We start from the raw sequence: 15,936 nt of genomic DNA on the forward strand, positions 1-15,936 counted from the left end.
GAGTTCACTGGCTGTTCGCTTATTAGGATTTAGTAAATCGGAACGTTTGAAGCTGGTTTTGGCTGCCTTCTTGGAATGCATAGCTGGACAGTGTCCATACGTTAGGCCCCGCAAAACCAAGCTCTACGTGTATGTCAGCTGTGTTGATGTTTTGGTAGACCACGTCATTAATGTTAGTTGGGTAGAAGTTGTAGCGGTTTGTACTTGATTGAAACTCACCGGCAAACTTCACTTCGATGTTCTTTGCGTTATTTGAAATATTTAGCTCATAGCCTGATTCTGGCGTATAAGAAAAGGCAGCAGTGAGGTTAATTCCTTGGTCATTAACCACGTTAATATCTGCTTGGGTTGTTTTAGCAAGCGAGCCTTGAGCCGTGACTGGCTGAACATTTCTTAACGTCTGGTCATGATTTTGAATCGTTACGTTCCAGCTACCAACAAAATGATTCAGCTCCGCCCAGTTTTGCTGGCCTGCTGGCTGTACTTGCGTACCGCCGATGGAAGCAATAGCGTCATCGCGAGAATTTGAACGTATAGACTCTCTATTGTTTTGAATATCGGCTTGGGCACCCGCCACACCACCTGTTACGCCTCCAGCGATTGCCCCTTGAATTGCTAGCTCCGGATCACCGGTAAGAGCACCCAATGTTAACCCCAGTAACGCACCACCTGCTGCTCCTTGTTTAGTTAGAGCATTAGGGTCGTCTTCACCAGGGGTGACACAACCTGTTAAAAGTGGCAAAGAAATAGCGGCGGCAATGGTAGTTTTAAGTGCTCTGTTCATCATATAGCTCCGGAATAACAAATATTGTTCTAACCTAAACCACCAATGTCAGGTGACCTTTAAGAAAGCGGCTTCGTTTGTTGCGAACTGTTTCTTAGTGTCTCTATTTCTTTAGTCGTAATAGGTTCGTGCTTTAGCTATAGATTACGTAAATGCTTTAACGGAGGCTAAACGTTGGTGGTTATAGCGCTGATAACCACCAGTTATTACCATGAGTGGATGTCACAATGAAGCTTTATATCTAGATGTAGAATTTACCTTTCGAGTAAAGTATACCGTCACCACCAACCGTGACCTTTTCGGGGGTGACATGGCAATAGAGGGTGCCGCCACGTTGTGATGCTTGATAGGCGATCATATGGTCTTTGTTTAGTATTTCTGACCAATAGGGAGCTAGCCCAGCATGAATAGAGCCGGTAACCGGATCTTCGTCACCACCATTGGCAGGCCAGAAGTAGCGTGAGACAAAGTCATAGTCTTCTGATGGCGCTGTTGCAACGACGTCGTAGGGAGCAAGCGTTTTTAGGTAGTCACTCTTTGTTTCGAGCGCCAGTATATCTTCTTCCTTATCATAAATAGCGAAATAGGCTTGTGCGTTTCGCAGCACTTGTTTAGGAGGAACAGATAGACCTTCTAAAAGATTGGCTGGCGGCGCAATAGGTGTTGGTGCTTGCAAAGGGAAGTCCATTAAAATCCTGCCTGAGTGATCTTTCTCCACTTCAATTGGACCAACAAAACGTGTTTCAAACATTAACCGGCATCCAGCATTAAAGAAGTGGAATAGGGTAAAAGCAGATGCGAGTGTTGCATGACCGCAGAACTCAATTTCACACAGTGGTGAAAACCAGCGAATTTCGTAATGGTCAATGGCGATTTGTTTGATAAAAGCCGTCTCAGACAGGTTGTTCTCTTGAGCGATTTTCAACATGATGTCGTCGCTGAGCCAGTCATTCAGTGGCACGACAGCCGCAGGGTTGCCCTTGAATCGCTCTTGTGTGAAGGCATCACATACAAATATTTCAAATTCCATATCTATTCCTTACCGATGTAGTAACACTCATTGAAATAGATTATTAACTTTTGTTACACACCTTAGGTGAGATAACTGGAGACTTGCGAGGTAGATCGGCTCAAATCATACCTCTGATACAAGCGCTCCAGCTAGGATTGGGAGCCGGCTAGAAGTTATAACGGGCTACTTACCTCATCAACCAAGTAGAGAATCGATTGATATGGGATACCACTATGATGAGACAAGCCAATTTCGCAGGTTCGGCTATTACTAAAGCCTCGTTTACAATTAGTTGGGACTTGTTCCTTTAGAGGGTGGACAGCGGCGGCATTGAGTTCTGGCGTGGTAAAGCCTTTATCGCCAGCCCAACCACAACAAGCAATGTGTTCAGGGACGATCACATGGCTAGTACAACGCTGAGCGAGTTCAAGCATCATATTGTCGAGCCCCATTTTACGTGAACTGCAGGTCACATGAAGCATGACCGTTTCATCGATCTTGTTGATGGTTAAATTAGGCAGTAAGTATTTTGCAACAAGACCTGCTGGTTCAAGCACTTCTAATGGCTTAGAAAAATGTTCAATGCTTCGTTTAGCACAAGGGCTGGTATCCATGAGAATCGGGTATTCACCTTCGAAGCTGGCTTGCCACAACACCTGTTCAAGTTGGTTCACTTTCGCTGTAGCAATGTCTGTCATACCTTTGCTGTCGTAGGGCATACCACAACATTGATCATTTATCTTTTCGGGAATGATAACTTCGTATCCAGCCTTCTTAATAAGTGACAATGTCACCTCTGTGAGGCTGCGTTGGTCTTCGGCATTCGTTTGTTGCCCCATGGTGCGAGAAGCGCAAGAAGGCACGTAAACCACCTTTTTGTCTGACTTGACCAAGAGTTCAAGCGACTTGTCTAGCCGATGGCTATTTGATTGTGGCGTTTCCGGTAACCATATTGGTGTTTTATTGTTAGTTAAGCTGCGTACACCATTAGTCAGTTTAGATACGCCATTTTCGCCAATTACTTTCACCGCGATTTGATTGGCTTTCAAAGACGCGCGAGTGAGTGATGTAGTGGCTGCAAAATGATCGGCGGTCCATTTCGCGATAGGTGTAAACTTTTTATACTTAGCGGTCCGAAGCTGCTTCACTAAGTCGCCCGTATTGATACCAACAGGGCAGCGGTCGGCACATAAACCAGTTGCTGCGCAGGTATCTAGGCCTTGATATTCGAATACTTTTTCTAATTCGCTTGCGGTGACCGACTCGCCAGCAGTTTTTCTACGTTGTAGCTCGCGATAAAGTACAATACGTTGCCTTGGCGATAAGGAAAGCGTGCGGGAAGGGCAAACCGGTTCACAGAAGCCGCATTCAATACAGCGGTCGACAATCTCATCCGCTGCAGGCATCGGTTTTAAGTTTTCGATGTGGGAATGAGGATTCTCGTTGATGATGACGCCAGGGTTGAGGAGCCCTTCAGGGTCAAACAGCTTTTTGATTTTTTGCATCAAAGCGTAGCCATCTTTACCCCATTCAAGCTCTACGTAAGGTGCCATATTACGCCCTGTACCGTGTTCGGCTTTGAGTGATCCCTGATATTTCACCGCCACTAATTCAGCAACGTCGTCCATGAAACCGCCATAGCGATCGATTTCCTCTTGAGAGTCAAACCCTTGAGTAAAGACAAAGTGCAGGTTGCCTTCCAACGCATGGCCAAAGATTATGGCTTCGCTGTAGTGGTACTTGTCAAATAGTGCTTGCAGGTCTCGTACACCATTTGCAAGGTTTTCTACGGGAAAGGCAACGTCTTCAATAATGACCGTCGTACCTACCTCTCTGACTGCTCCAACAGCAGGGAACATCCCTTTTCGAATACCCCATAAGGTTGCTACAGTTTTGACGTCAGAAGTGAAGGGTACAGATTCAATAATGGAGTAGTCGCCAAGTGAGTCCATAATTGATTCACATTGCGTATTTAGGTCATTTTGTGTGCTGGCGTGAGTCTCAACTAGCAAGGCTGCCGCTTCAATATCCAAGCCGCTCATAAACTCTGGCATACCCGGCTTATCTGCGACAGAGCGCAATGCTCGCCCGTCCATTAACTCAACGGCTGCGACAGGGGTTTTAGATAAGGTTGTTACTGCGCGGCTAGCTTCTTCTATGTCTGCAAAAACGAGTAGCGAAGAGGACTTATACTCATGCTCAACGACGGTGTTATATGTGATCTCCGCAATGAACCCAAGTGTTCCTTCCGAGCCGATAAGTAGATGTTCAAGCACATCGATAGGGTCGCTAAAGTCCACTAACGCGTTTAGGGCGTAGCCAGTCGTGTTTTTTAGGCGATATTTATGGCGAATACGTTCTGTAAGAGGCTGATTTTGCTTTGTCTCTTCAACTAATTGAACTAAGCCTTGATAGATGTCCGTACGGGTCACCTTAAACGCGTCGATACTTTGTTTACTAGATGTGTCTAGTGTTGTGCCATCGGCAAATACAACCTTGACGCTATCCACTGTTCGATAGGAGTTTTGAGCAGTGCCACAGCACATGCCACTGGCGTTGTTGGCGGCGATACCCCCGATCTTGCAGGTGTTGATGGAAGCGGGATCGGGGCCAATTTTACGTTTAAAAGGTGCTAGGTACTTGTTGGCGTCTGCACCTATGACTCCGGGCTGGAGAATGATTTTAGCTCCATCATCGACGATTTCATGACCACGCCAATCATCGGTAAGTGTAATTAACACCGAATCAGAAACGGCTTGACCAGAAAGACTAGTCCCTGCGGCTCTGAATGTGAAATGCACACCCAGTTCACGACAGCTTTGAATAGCAAAAATGACTTCGTCTAGATTTTTGAGTCTTAAAACGATTTGCGGCACCAAGCGATAAAAGCTCGCATCGGTGCCGTAAGCTAGGCGTTTTGCTTCTTGGGTAACAATACGCTCGGGGTCAATTTGTAGAGCAAGCAATGCTTCAAGCTGCTCATAAGTGGCTTTAGATATTGTGTTGGCCATCATTGCTTCCTTGTGCTGATGTCACGGGTGTTAGCTGTTGTTTATTGTTTTATCGAGTATTCCCGCGAGTCAAAGGTGTCACATTTGCTTCTGAAAAGCCGTGACACCCATTAAATTAATCAATTAGATGCGTACCAATGAATCTCGGTTTAAGTCTTGAATCGTTTTTGCCCCAGTCAACGTCATTGCAACACGCATCTCTTTTTCATACAGGTCGAGTAGGTTTTCGACTCCCGTTTGTCCCTGTGCAGCAAGTGCATAGATGTATGAGCGTCCTAACATCGCACAATCGGCCCCTAGAGCGAGCATACGTACTACGTCTAGCCCGGTGCGAATTCCTGAATCCACGAAGATCTTCATATCACCTTTGACGGCATCTGCGATAGCAGGCAGTGCCTTGGCGGAAGACATGACTCCATCAAGTTGACGGCCACCGTGGTTGGACACCACTATGCCATCAGCGCCGAATTTAACCGCATCTTTCGCATCTTCGACATCAAGAATTCCTTTAATTACCATTGGTCCGTCCCAAAAGTCTCGAATCCACTCTAGATCTTTCCAACTTATCGAAGGGTCAAAGTTCTCGCCTAACCAACCGATGTAGTCTTCGAGTTTAGTTGGCTCACCACGGTAAGTGGAGATATTGCCAAGGTCATGGGGCTTACCAAACAAACCTACATCAAATGCCCATTGGGGATGACGCATGGCTTGGAACACACGGCGCGCAGCTGCGTTAGGTCCACTCATTCCGGAGTGCATATCGCGGTATCTGGCCCCAGGCACTGGCATATCTACCGTAAAAACGAGCGTGGTGACGCCTGCGGCTTTAGCCCGCTCCAAGACGTTCTTCATAAAGCCACGATCTTTCAACACATAGAGTTGAAACCACATTGGGCGTTCAATGGCTGGTGCGACTTCTTCAATCGGGCAAACAGATACTGTAGACATGGTAAATGGAATGCCTTTGTTTTCTGCGGCCTTTGCTGCTTGAACTTCGCCACGTCGAGCGTACATGCCGGTTAAACCAACCGGTGACAAGGCGATAGGGAGCGCCATTTTTTCACCGAAAATTTCAGTATCGAGGCTAAGCTCTGACATGTCATTTAACACACGCTGTTTGAGCGCGATCTCTGCTAAATCTTCTGTATTACGTCTTAGTGTATGTTCGCCATAAGAGCCACCATCAATGTAGTGAAACAAAAATGGAGGTAATTTCGATTTCGCCGCTTTGCGGTAGTCTGTAGAGGCAGAGATAATCATAAATTCAATCCTAAATTCGTATTTTGGCCTTTCTTAGAAGGCTAGAACAAAAGCTGGTTAGGGTGGCGTTAATACCCGCTTGGAGTGACACTAGTGCCGTTCTTGTCAGGGGATGGGTATTAACGCCATGGATGCTATTTCACTAGAGCGTCAGTTATGTGCAGACCATAAATGGCAAATAGGCCAATCGCACCAGTTAAAACAAGATAGTAGAAGGTCGGAATGATCGTTTTTCTTAGCGTTGCCCCTTCTCGGCCAAGTAGGCCAACTGTTGCTGACGCTGCAACGACATTATGAATCGCTATCATGTTACCCGCGGCTGCGCCAACGGCTTGAAGAGCAACAACGACCGCACTGGATATAGAGAGCGTTTGGGCTACTTCAAATTGGAACTGACTGAACATCATATTGGATACAGTGTTAGAGCCAGCAATAAATGCGCCTAGAGCTCCGACCGTAGCGCTTAGTGCTGGGAAGGCTTCGCCAACTAGGCCAGCTGCAAAGTTTGCTGTAGTTACGGGCATGCTAGCTAAATCTGCGCCATTGACACCTGAGTTGATAAAAATGCGCACCATAGGGATGGTGAAGACGAGTACAAAGCCAGCCCCAATTAGGGTTTTGCTCGACTCTCCAAACGCTTTAACTAGCGGGGTTGCGCTGCGAGCTTGAAGCAGTACAGCAACTAACGCGACAAAGACAAGAATGCCGCCCGGCAGGTATAGAGGTTGGATGGCGGCGCTGATACCTGTTTCACCCAGAATGTTGCTAAAAGATAAACTAACACCAGTTAACATGGCTTTGAAATCAGAACTGACGCGACTTGCCACGAGTACAACAGCTAACAAAACGTAAGGAAACCACGCCATTGCCATGCTCATCGGTTTAGTTTTTGCGTCATCCAGGTCGATTTTTAATGAGCCTAACCATTCAGCTGGCCATTTATCTTCTTTCTCGAAGTCCCAGGTTGTTTTAGGCACTAAGAAGCCACGTTTTGCCGCAGAAACAACGATTGTAAGGCCAACCAGACCGCCAATCAAAGATGGAAACTCTGCGCCGAGGAAGATACCAGTTAATGCATACGGAATGGTAAAGGCCAAACCAGCAAAAATGGCGAATGGCAGAATATCTAAGCCTTCTGTCCAGCTCTTATTCTTGCCAAAAAATCGGGTCAGCATCATGGCCATTAGAACTGGGATAAGCGTTCCAACAGTCGCATGAATCATCGCAACGCTTGACGTAATTTGCTGAAGGTAAGCGTCCCACGTAGAGCCATTGGCAATTAAGGCTTCAGAAATGTTGTGGGTATCTAGGCCTTTGTTTACACCAACGATGATTGGTGTGCCGACTGCGCCAAAAGATACAGGGGTCGATTGAATCATCATCCCCATTAATACAGCGGCTAACGCAGGAAAGCCAATCGCGACTAAAAGAGGAGCAGCAATCGCAGCAGGTGTACCGAAGCCAGAAGCGCCTTCAATAAATGAACCAAAGCACCAAGCAATGATGATGGCTTGAACGCGACGATCTGGAGAAATATTGGTGAATCCGTTACGGATAGTCGCTATTGCACCAGTGTGCTTTAAGGTATTGAGCAAGAAGATTGCGCCAAAGACAATCCATAACACTGCGACAGTAATACCTAATCCTTGGAAAACTGACGCCAATACACGTGTGGTAGACATGTCCCAGCCCAATAGGGCAATGACAACGGTTAGACCAAACGCCACGGGCATCGCGCGTTTAGCTGGCCAATTGAGGCCGACTAGTAGTATGGCAGCCACCACAATTGGTGAGAAAGCCACTAGGGCAAGTAAAGTTTCACTCATTGGTACATCCTCGTACAGGCATAATCCCTTTACATTCTTGCTAGGGACGACTTGTTAAATCTGGGCTCTAAAGAGTCTCTTAGATTTTATATTTGTGATAATTGTGTTAATTCGAGGTGAATTTACCCCTTTCTTTTTTATTGATATAGGGAAATAATGAAAATAATTAATTCCAAAAATGACATAATCAATGCGTGCAGATGACCTAATCCTATTTTCTCAAGTCGTGGAAATGGGCAGTTTCAGTAAAGTTGCTGAAGCAAATAACCTTACAAATTCGGTAGTTAGCAAGCGAATAGCTCGTTTAGAAGAAGAATTGGGTGTTCAGCTATTATATCGAACAACGCGTAAATTGACGCTGACAGAGGCTGGCAAAGCGCTGACTCATGGGGCGAAAAATGTGAAGCAAGCCACCTTGGAGGCTATGGATGCGGTTTCAGGCTTTGGTGAAAATATCAGTGGCCACATCAAAATGTCGGTGCCAACGATATCCGGCGATTTGATTTTGGCGGATGCCGTTGCTGAGTTTTGTAATACCCATCCTGGCTTGAGTGTTGATATGTCATTGGATAATCGCTTCGTTGATTTAGTTGAGGGTGGCTACGACTTGGTTATTCGTACCGGTTACCTCGAGGATTCGAGCTTGATTGCTCGGCATATTCTCGACTCTCAGTGGGTGGTGTGCGCGTCTCCTGCTTACATTGCTCGAAATAGTAAACCGGTGAAACCAGAAGATCTTATTCAGCACAATTGCTTGCAGTATGCTTATCAAACTACGGGGGCGAGCGAGTGGGAATTCAAAGGTCATGAGGGGAACTATATCGTTCGAGTCTCTGGATCGTTCTCGACAGATAATGCGACCGCGCTGAGAAAAGCAGCCTTGGGTGGGCATGGGATCGCCTACGTACCAAGGTGCCTCGTTTATCACGACATTCGCAACGGACAATTGGTGGACTTGTTTCCTGAGCTGGTGGGTAAAAGACTAGGTATTTATGCTGTCTATCCGTTTACGCGACAGCCGCCTAATAAAGTGAAGCTTTTGATTGAGCACATTCGTGCTCGTTACTTAGCAATCTCTCATTACTTTTAGATAAACGGCAAATATTCGATAGAAAGAAAAACGCCGACGCATCCATGCGTCGGCGTCAAGTCGGCGGCCAAACCGATTTAGTACTTAAAGCTTAGGCTGCTTCTTCCGATTCGTCCAAGTCAAATGAAGCGGCAATGAGCTTTTTAGTGTAATCGTTCTTAGGGTAATGGAAGATTTCGTCTGCAGTGCCTTGCTCCATCACTTCACCTTTTTGCATTACAAGTACACGATCAGACAGCGCTTTCACCACACTCAAGTCATGACTGATAAACAAGAACCCGATGTTGTGCTTCTTCTGAATGTCTTTAAGAAGGTCGATAACGGTTAACTGCACTGAGCGATCAAGTGCAGACGTTGGTTCATCTAAAAGAATGAATGAAGGCTCAAGGATCAGAGCGCGTGCAATCGCAATTCGCTGACGTTGACCACCCGAAAACTCGTGGGGATAACGGTTGATCGAGTGCGGATCCAATCGAACCTCTTCTAACGCTTTACGAGCACGTTGCATACGTTCAGATTTAGTCATTGTCGGCTGGTGGACCGTTAAACCTTCAGTGATGATTTCACCAATCGTCATGCGCGGTGATAGGGAGCCGTACGGGTCTTGGAAGACCATTTGCACATCTTTCTTAAGATCAAAGCGTTGCTTGTCTGTTAGCTTGCCAACATCTTGGCCTTTGAAATGTATGGTTCCACTGCAAGGCAGTAAGCCGATAAGTGCGCGCCCAAGAGTAGATTTACCCGAGCCTGATTCGCCAACGATACCCAGTGTTTCACCTTGTTTGAGTTCTAATGAAATCCCTTTAACGGCTTCAAAGTACTGGTTTTTGCTTTGAATGAAATGAGATTTGATTAAGAATTTCACGCGAATGTCATCTGCTTTAAGTAGGGCAGGAGCGTGTTCTTCGATAGGATCTTTACCGCCACGTGGGATAGAGTTGATCAGCATTTTAGTGTAGTCGTGCTGAGGGCTAGCAAAGAGCGATTGGCATTCGCCTTCTTCAACAACATCACCTTTACACATTACTACAACCCTGTCTGCAAGGTGTTTTACCACACCTAAGTCGTGGGTAATGAACAAGATCGCCATGCCGAGCTTGGTTTGAATTTCTTTAATTAGGTTAAGCACTTCGGCCTGAACGGTAACATCTAATGCTGTTGTCGGTTCGTCAGCAATGAGAATGTCAGGTTCGTTGATCAGAGCCATTGCAATCATAATACGTTGCAACTGACCGCCAGAGAATTCATGGGGATACTTGGTGTACGCTTGTTCAATATTTGGCAGGTGAACCAAATCAAACAGTTCTAGTACTTTCGCTTTTGCTTGTGAACGAGAGACTGGGCGGTGGCACATGATGGCTTCCGCCACTTGAATTCCCACACGCATGTATGGGTTAAGTGACGTCATTGGTTCTTGGAAAATCATTCCGATACGATCACCACGAATAGATTGCATCGCGGCTTCCGATTTATCGAGCAGCTCTTCACCTTCAAAAATGATGCTAGATTGTGAGTGAACGATAGCGTTGTTTGGTAGAAGCTGCATCAGCGCATTTGATGACACGGATTTACCACTGCCAGATTCTCCTACAATTGCGAGAGTTTCACCCTTAAATAGCTCAAAGTTCACATCCTTAACCGCGTCAACGATGCCATCGTTGGTGGTAAAGCTAACTGAAAGGTTTTTCACCTTTAGTATTGGCGTCTGTGACATGTGTATTCCTTTATATTTTTAATTTATGACGCGAGAGTTATCCGTAGCTCCATTGAAGGTTTTCAATGCGGCGAAATGGTGATGGGCTTTTTGTACTTGTTCGTACTCAAGCATCCATTGTGCATTGCGCTGCGCGGTACAAAATGCCCCCATATGGCGGAGAAGTTCATCGCTATTTTTTTCTAAAATATGGTGAGTAGCTTTCACCAAATCTGAAGTTTCAATGGACATAAATTGAAGCAGTGCGTAACTCTGATTAAGGAGGTCAAACGCGCGTTGGTGTTGCCCCATCTTATTAAGTATTTCTGACTGAGAAACTGCAGCGTCTCGTAAACCAGTTAATAGACAGCTGAACTGACAAGGTTTGGTTTCTTCACTATCCATTGCAGATTGAATATGGGTGGGTAAATGGTTAAGAACTTGATCATACAGGTAATGGGCTTCCGGCCAGTGGCCTTGTTCCAGTAATTGCTCCGCTTTTAGGTAATGCGTCCAGCATTGTTGTAGATCCATGTTCATTTACTCCACCAAATTCTTGATAGAGCATATTTAAATGTAAATCACTATTGATTGCAAATAATTATCATTTAAATGTAATTTTTGCATGAGATCGGTTGATATTTAATCGAACGAGCTCAATTTAAGCCTAAGTCACTAAAATATAACTAAATCTAGCCTAAACTAAGGCTATATGACCGAATAAAAACAACAACAAGGAAAGATGATATGGCAATTCAACGACTTGATGCGAGCCAGCTATACCATGCTGCGGAGTTGGAAATACTGCCGAGCAAATCGACCAAAGAGCTGGCACCAATAGATGAGATAGTTGGTCAGGAACGTGCTCAAAAAGCAGTAGAGTTTGCTATGTCCATTAAGGAAAAGGGCTACAACATCTACGCGATTGGCCAAAATGGTTTAGGCAAGCGCACCATGATTTTGCGCTATTTAAATCGTCACAAGCATGATGAGAATGAGCTGTTTGATTGGTGTTATGTTGCGAATTTTGAAGATATTCGAACGCCAAAAGTGCTTAAGTTGCCTTGTGGTATTGGTAGTAAGCTTAAGCAAGATATTGAGAAAATGATCTCTAAATTGCTCAATGCGATGCCTTTGGCGTTTGATAACGAGCTTTACTATAGCCGGGCAGATCGATTGAAAAACCAGCTTGCGCAAAAGCAGGAAGCAGAACTATCGGTCATCACGAAAGAGGCGAAGTCGAAGGGCATTAGTTTAACTATTACCACTCAGGGTGATTATCAGTTTGTTGCGATGAACGGTGATGAACTCCATAGTGAAGAGTCGTTTGATGCCTTGAGTAAGAAAGAACAAGAGTACTTTGGCTCGACGATCGACGATCTTGAAGTGCAGTTGCGCAATATGGTTCGTCAGCTGACTGAGTGGGAAGAAGCTTACAGCGAAAAGATCAAAAAGCTGAACGATGATGTGACGCTTGATGTGATTACCCATTTTATCAAGCAGTTGAAAAAGGATTACTCAGGTTACCCGGAAATCAAAGTTTACCTAACAGAACTCCAGCAAGACATCGTCGATAATGCAGATATTTTTTTAGAGCAAAGCGCAGAGCAAGGGGAAGTAGCTACTGCTTCACTGGATAAGAAGCTGCCGCGCCGTTACAAGGTTAACGTTCTTGTAAGCCGTAAAAATAGCGATTTCCCAATCGTAGTTGAGGAGAATCCTAACTATCACTCATTGTTCGGCTACGTCGAAACTGCGACTTTTAAAGGAACCGTATTTACAGATTTCTCCTTGATACGTCCTGGTAGCTTGCATAAAGCGAACGGAGGCGTGTTGTTGATGGATGCGCAAAAAGTTCTTGAGCAACCTTATGTATGGGACGGTTTGAAGCGTGCATTGCGTGCGCGTCAACTTAGCTTCTCTTCGCTTGAAAAAGAAGTGACCCTAACAGGTGCGGTTTCGTTAGACCCGGAACCAATCCCGCTGGATGTAAAAATCATCTTGTTTGGTGATTATCGGACTTACCAATTGCTACAGCATTATGATCCAGAGTTTAGCGAGCTATTCCGTGTTACGGCGGACTTTGAGGACGAAATGCCTCGCTGTCCGGAAGCAGAGCTGCAATACGCGCGCTTTATCTCCAGTGTGGTGAATGACAACAACATGCTGCATTGTGACAAGAAAGCGATCGCAAGAATTATTGAGCACAGCTCCCGTCTTGCTGGGGATCAAACCAAGCTTTCTTTGCACTCTGCGAACATAGCGAATTTGCTGCGTGAGTCTAACTACGTAGCAAGGCAAGCTAACTCTAATATGATTCGCTCAAGCCATGTTGAAGAGGCATTGGCGAATCAAGAGCTGCGTGTAAGCCGATTAAAAGACAGCGTAATGGAAGGCTTTATCAACGGAACAACGTTACTTCATACAGTCGGGGAAGCTGTTGGTCAGGTGAACGCCCTGTCGGTTCTGAGTACCAGTGAGTATATGTTCGGTGCACCTAACCGTATTACAGCCACTACCTGTTATGGTGAAGGCGATGTCATCGATATCGAACGCAGCGTTGATCTTGGCGGCAGCATCCACTCTAAAGGCGTGATGATCTTAAGCGCGTATTTGTCGTCCGTGTTTGGTAAAACGGCGAAAGTGCCACTAAACACAACCATCACATTTGAGCAGTCTTACGGCGGTGTCGATGGTGATAGCGCAAGCATGGCCGAGTTCTGTGCAGTGGTATCGGCATTTTCAAAGCAGCCTAACCGCCAAGACATAGCCATTACTGGCTCTATGAACCAATTTGGAGAATCCCAGCCTATTGGTGGAGTAAACGAGAAAATTGAAGGCTTCTTCGATGTGTGTGGCATTAAAGGTCGCACCAACGAGCAAGGGGTAATCATTCCTCGTTCAAATATGCATAACTTAATGTTAAGACCTGATGTCGTTAAAGCCGTTGAGAAAGGGGAATTCCATATCTGGGCAATTGATCACGTAACGGAAGCTATTGAGCTGTTTATGGGCAAACCAGCAGGGGAGCCAAGTGAAGAGGGTAGCTACCCAATTGATACGATTTTCGGAATTGCGCAAGCTAAACTGAATGCGTTAAGAAAATAATGCGTCGATGACATTACGGTTCTTAAGCCGCCAATAGTAAATGCCAGTTCAACAAATGAACTGGCATTTTTGTATCTTGCTAACGAAGAGTCGCTATGCCGATAGCTCTTTTCGAATAAGCTCTGCTCCAGCACTAAGTGCGTTGAGCTTGGCTGAGGCGATATCACGAGCAAGAGGTGCCATGCCGCAGTTTGTGCAAGGGTACAGCTTGTCCGCATCAACATATTTCAATGCTTCACGAAGTGTTTCGGCAACCTCTTCCGGTGTTTCAATTTCGGTGGTCGCTACATCGATCGCTCCAACCATTACCTTTTTGCCGCGAACCAACTCAAGTAACTCGACGGGCACTCGGGAGTTATGACATTCCAGCGATATAATATCGATGTTCGATTGTTGCAGCTTAGGGAAGACCTCTTCATATTGGCGCCATTCTGAGCCCAGCGTTTTCTTCCAATCAGTGTTCGCTTTGATGCCATAACCGTAACAAATATGCACCGCGGTTTCACACTTAAGTCCTTCAATTGCACGTTCTAAGCAAGCAATACCCCATTCATTCACATCGTCGAAAAAGACGTTAAATGCAGGCTCATCAAATTGGATTATATCGACACCAGCAGCCTCGAGCTCTTTGGCTTCTTGATTGAGGATCTTTGCAAACTCCCAAGCAAGCTTTTCGCGGCTTTTATAATAGCCATCGTAAAGTGTATCGATCATAGTCATGGGGCCAGGCAGTGCCCATTTGATAGGCTTATCCGTTTGTTGGCGCAGAAACTTAGCATCTTCAACAAACACTGACTTAGGACGAGAAACAGGGCCAACAACGCTAGGTACGCTTGCTTCGTAACGGTTACGTATAGTCACGGTTTTACGTTGCTGGAAATCAACGCCGTCTAAATGCTCAATAAAGGTCGTGACGAAATGTTGTCGTGTTTGCTCGCCGTCGCTGACGATATCGATTCCCGCGTGCTGTTGGTCTTGCAACGACAGGTTTAATGCATCTTTCTTCCCATCGACAAGTTCTTCGCCTTCAAGTTTCCAAGGTGACCACAGTGTTTCGGGCTCTGCTAGCCACGAAGGTTTAGGTAAACTGCCAGCGGTTGATGTTGGTAATAGTGTTTTCATAATCAATGCCACCTTATACAGCGTATGTTGCGGACCAATTCTCTAGTATGGATTGGTATGGTTTAATAAAGTTTTCTTCAGCGAATTTACCTTGTTTGATGGCTAATTGGCTGCGTTCAACTCGGTCATAAACAATTTGAGTAAGAGAGTGATCAGAGTTTTTTAAATTCGGTTTATAGCATTTGCCCGCGACGGCGTTTGCGTTATAAATTTCTGGTCGATAGATTTTTTGGAATGTTTCCATGGTGCTAATGGTACTAATTAGCTCTAGGTTGGTGTAATCATTGAGCAAATCACCGAAAAAATAGAACGCAAATGGGGCAACGCTATTTGGCGGCATGAAATAGCGTACTTGTAGCCCCATTTTTTGGAAATATTGTTCCGTTAAAGAAGACTCATTCGGTTGGTATTCATAACCTAATATTGGGTGCTGGTTTTCAGTTCGGAAGTAGGTTTTATTGTCTGACACGCTTAGACAAATGACAGGCAGTTTTTTAAAGTGCTGCCCGTATGTTTTAGACTCGACGAAATATTTAAATAGTTTGCCGTGCAGGTCACCAAAGTCATCTGGGACAGTGAACTTTGGTTGGTCTTTATTATGGTCTAATAATCGAACGCTGAAATCGTAATCACGGACGTATGATGAGAAATTGTTGCCTACGATGCCTTCGATGCGCTCATTGGTTTTATGATCGATTACGTAGGTTTTTAATACTTCTATAGAAGGGAAGCTTTCATTGCCTTCAACGATATCCATATCGACAGATACGATCTCTAGTTCAACAGAATAGCGGTCGCCATTAGGGTTGTCCCAATTCGCCAAGGCGTTAAATCGATTGTCGATCATCTTTAATGCATTGTGCAGATTCGCTTGGCGGCTCTCACCTCGTGCCAAATTAGCAAAGTTTGTTGTAATACGTGTACTATCGGCCGGCTGGTAATTTTCATCAAGGCTGATGCTTTTGATTGTAAAGTTGAATTCTGTACTCATGGCGGTGTAGTCCTATTTCCTGAGATGAAAGCTGAAAAA

Annotated in this window: 11 protein-coding genes; 2 read left to right on the forward strand and 9 right to left on the reverse strand. The window is 45.3% G+C overall.

Annotated features, from left to right (window positions below; all coding sequences use genetic code 11):
* Nucleotides 1-22: 22 nt before the first annotated feature.
* From AC4MRV_RS10510 to AC4MRV_RS10530, 5 genes are all read right to left on the reverse strand, one after another.
* On the reverse strand, nucleotides 23-784 hold the full coding sequence (locus AC4MRV_RS10510) for a YMGG-like glycine zipper-containing protein (RefSeq protein ID WP_491187296.1): 762 nt from the start codon (nucleotides 782-784) through the stop codon (nucleotides 23-25).
* A gap of 241 nt (nucleotides 785-1,025) precedes the next feature.
* Nucleotides 1,026-1,814: a PhzF family phenazine biosynthesis protein gene (locus AC4MRV_RS10515; RefSeq protein WP_491187297.1), complete on the reverse strand. Its 789-nt coding sequence runs from the start codon at nucleotides 1,812-1,814 to the stop codon at nucleotides 1,026-1,028.
* A 155-nt stretch (nucleotides 1,815-1,969) separates the two neighbouring features.
* The gene (locus tag AC4MRV_RS10520) at nucleotides 1,970-4,807 is read right to left on the reverse strand and encodes an FAD-binding and (Fe-S)-binding domain-containing protein (protein ID WP_491187298.1); all 2,838 of its coding nucleotides are present in this window, start codon (nucleotides 4,805-4,807) and stop codon (nucleotides 1,970-1,972) included.
* A gap of 123 nt (nucleotides 4,808-4,930) precedes the next feature.
* A complete protein-coding gene (gene lldD, locus AC4MRV_RS10525) occupies nucleotides 4,931-6,067 on the reverse strand; it encodes an FMN-dependent L-lactate dehydrogenase LldD (RefSeq protein WP_491187299.1) in 1,137 nt (378 codons plus the stop codon).
* Nucleotides 6,068-6,201: 134 nt separating this feature from the next.
* Nucleotides 6,202-7,893, reverse strand: coding sequence for an L-lactate permease (locus tag AC4MRV_RS10530; protein WP_491187300.1), 1,692 nt, complete (start codon nucleotides 7,891-7,893; stop codon nucleotides 6,202-6,204).
* A 190-nt stretch (nucleotides 7,894-8,083) separates the two neighbouring features.
* On the opposite strand from AC4MRV_RS10530, the gene AC4MRV_RS10535 reads away from it, so the two are divergent.
* Entirely contained in the window at nucleotides 8,084-8,983 is a 900-nt protein-coding gene (locus AC4MRV_RS10535; protein WP_491187301.1) for a LysR family transcriptional regulator, read from the forward strand.
* 91 nt (nucleotides 8,984-9,074) lie between these two features.
* On the opposite strand, the gene AC4MRV_RS10540 is transcribed toward AC4MRV_RS10535, so the two are convergent.
* On the reverse strand, nucleotides 9,075-10,697 hold the full coding sequence (locus tag AC4MRV_RS10540) for an ABC transporter ATP-binding protein (protein ID WP_491187302.1): 1,623 nt from the start codon (nucleotides 10,695-10,697) through the stop codon (nucleotides 9,075-9,077).
* 18 nt (nucleotides 10,698-10,715) lie between these two features.
* Entirely contained in the window at nucleotides 10,716-11,210 is a 495-nt protein-coding gene (locus AC4MRV_RS10545; RefSeq protein WP_491187303.1) for a hypothetical protein, read from the reverse strand.
* Between the two features lie 213 nt (nucleotides 11,211-11,423).
* On the opposite strand from AC4MRV_RS10545, the gene AC4MRV_RS10550 reads away from it, so the two are divergent.
* The gene (locus tag AC4MRV_RS10550; protein WP_491187304.1) at nucleotides 11,424-13,784 is read left to right on the forward strand and encodes a Lon protease family protein; all 2,361 of its coding nucleotides are present in this window, start codon (nucleotides 11,424-11,426) and stop codon (nucleotides 13,782-13,784) included.
* Between the two features lie 93 nt (nucleotides 13,785-13,877).
* On the opposite strand, the gene AC4MRV_RS10555 is transcribed toward AC4MRV_RS10550, so the two are convergent.
* On the reverse strand, nucleotides 13,878-14,906 hold the full coding sequence (locus tag AC4MRV_RS10555) for a methionine synthase (RefSeq protein WP_491187305.1): 1,029 nt from the start codon (nucleotides 14,904-14,906) through the stop codon (nucleotides 13,878-13,880).
* Between the two features lie 13 nt (nucleotides 14,907-14,919).
* Nucleotides 14,920-15,897, reverse strand: coding sequence for a DUF1852 domain-containing protein (locus AC4MRV_RS10560; protein WP_491187306.1), 978 nt, complete (start codon nucleotides 15,895-15,897; stop codon nucleotides 14,920-14,922).
* Between the last annotated feature and the right edge of the window lie 39 nt (nucleotides 15,898-15,936).

Source organism: Vibrio sp. (assembly GCF_984391705.1).

Bases quoted from the DNA above. Each gene is read 5' to 3' on its own strand.
- AC4MRV_RS10510 (WP_491187296.1), bottom strand. From the start codon at position 784: ATGAACAGAGCACTTAAAACTACCATTGCCGCCGCTATTTCTTTGCCA.
- AC4MRV_RS10555 (WP_491187305.1), bottom strand. From the start codon at position 14,906: ATGAAAACACTATTACCAACATCAACCGCTGGCAGTTTACCTAAACCT.
- AC4MRV_RS10540 (WP_491187302.1), bottom strand. From the start codon at position 10,697: ATGTCACAGACGCCAATACTAAAGGTGAAAAACCTTTCAGTTAGCTTT.
- AC4MRV_RS10560 (WP_491187306.1), bottom strand. From the start codon at position 15,897: ATGAGTACAGAATTCAACTTTACAATCAAAAGCATCAGCCTTGATGAA.
- AC4MRV_RS10550 (WP_491187304.1), top strand. From the start codon at position 11,424: ATGGCAATTCAACGACTTGATGCGAGCCAGCTATACCATGCTGCGGAG.
- AC4MRV_RS10530 (WP_491187300.1), bottom strand. From the start codon at position 7,893: ATGAGTGAAACTTTACTTGCCCTAGTGGCTTTCTCACCAATTGTGGTG.
- AC4MRV_RS10515 (WP_491187297.1), bottom strand. From the start codon at position 1,814: ATGGAATTTGAAATATTTGTATGTGATGCCTTCACACAAGAGCGATTC.
- AC4MRV_RS10545 (WP_491187303.1), bottom strand. From the start codon at position 11,210: ATGGATCTACAACAATGCTGGACGCATTACCTAAAAGCGGAGCAATTA.
- lldD (WP_491187299.1), bottom strand. From the start codon at position 6,067: ATGATTATCTCTGCCTCTACAGACTACCGCAAAGCGGCGAAATCGAAA.
- AC4MRV_RS10535 (WP_491187301.1), top strand. From the start codon at position 8,084: ATGCGTGCAGATGACCTAATCCTATTTTCTCAAGTCGTGGAAATGGGC.
- AC4MRV_RS10520 (WP_491187298.1), bottom strand. From the start codon at position 4,807: ATGGCCAACACAATATCTAAAGCCACTTATGAGCAGCTTGAAGCATTG.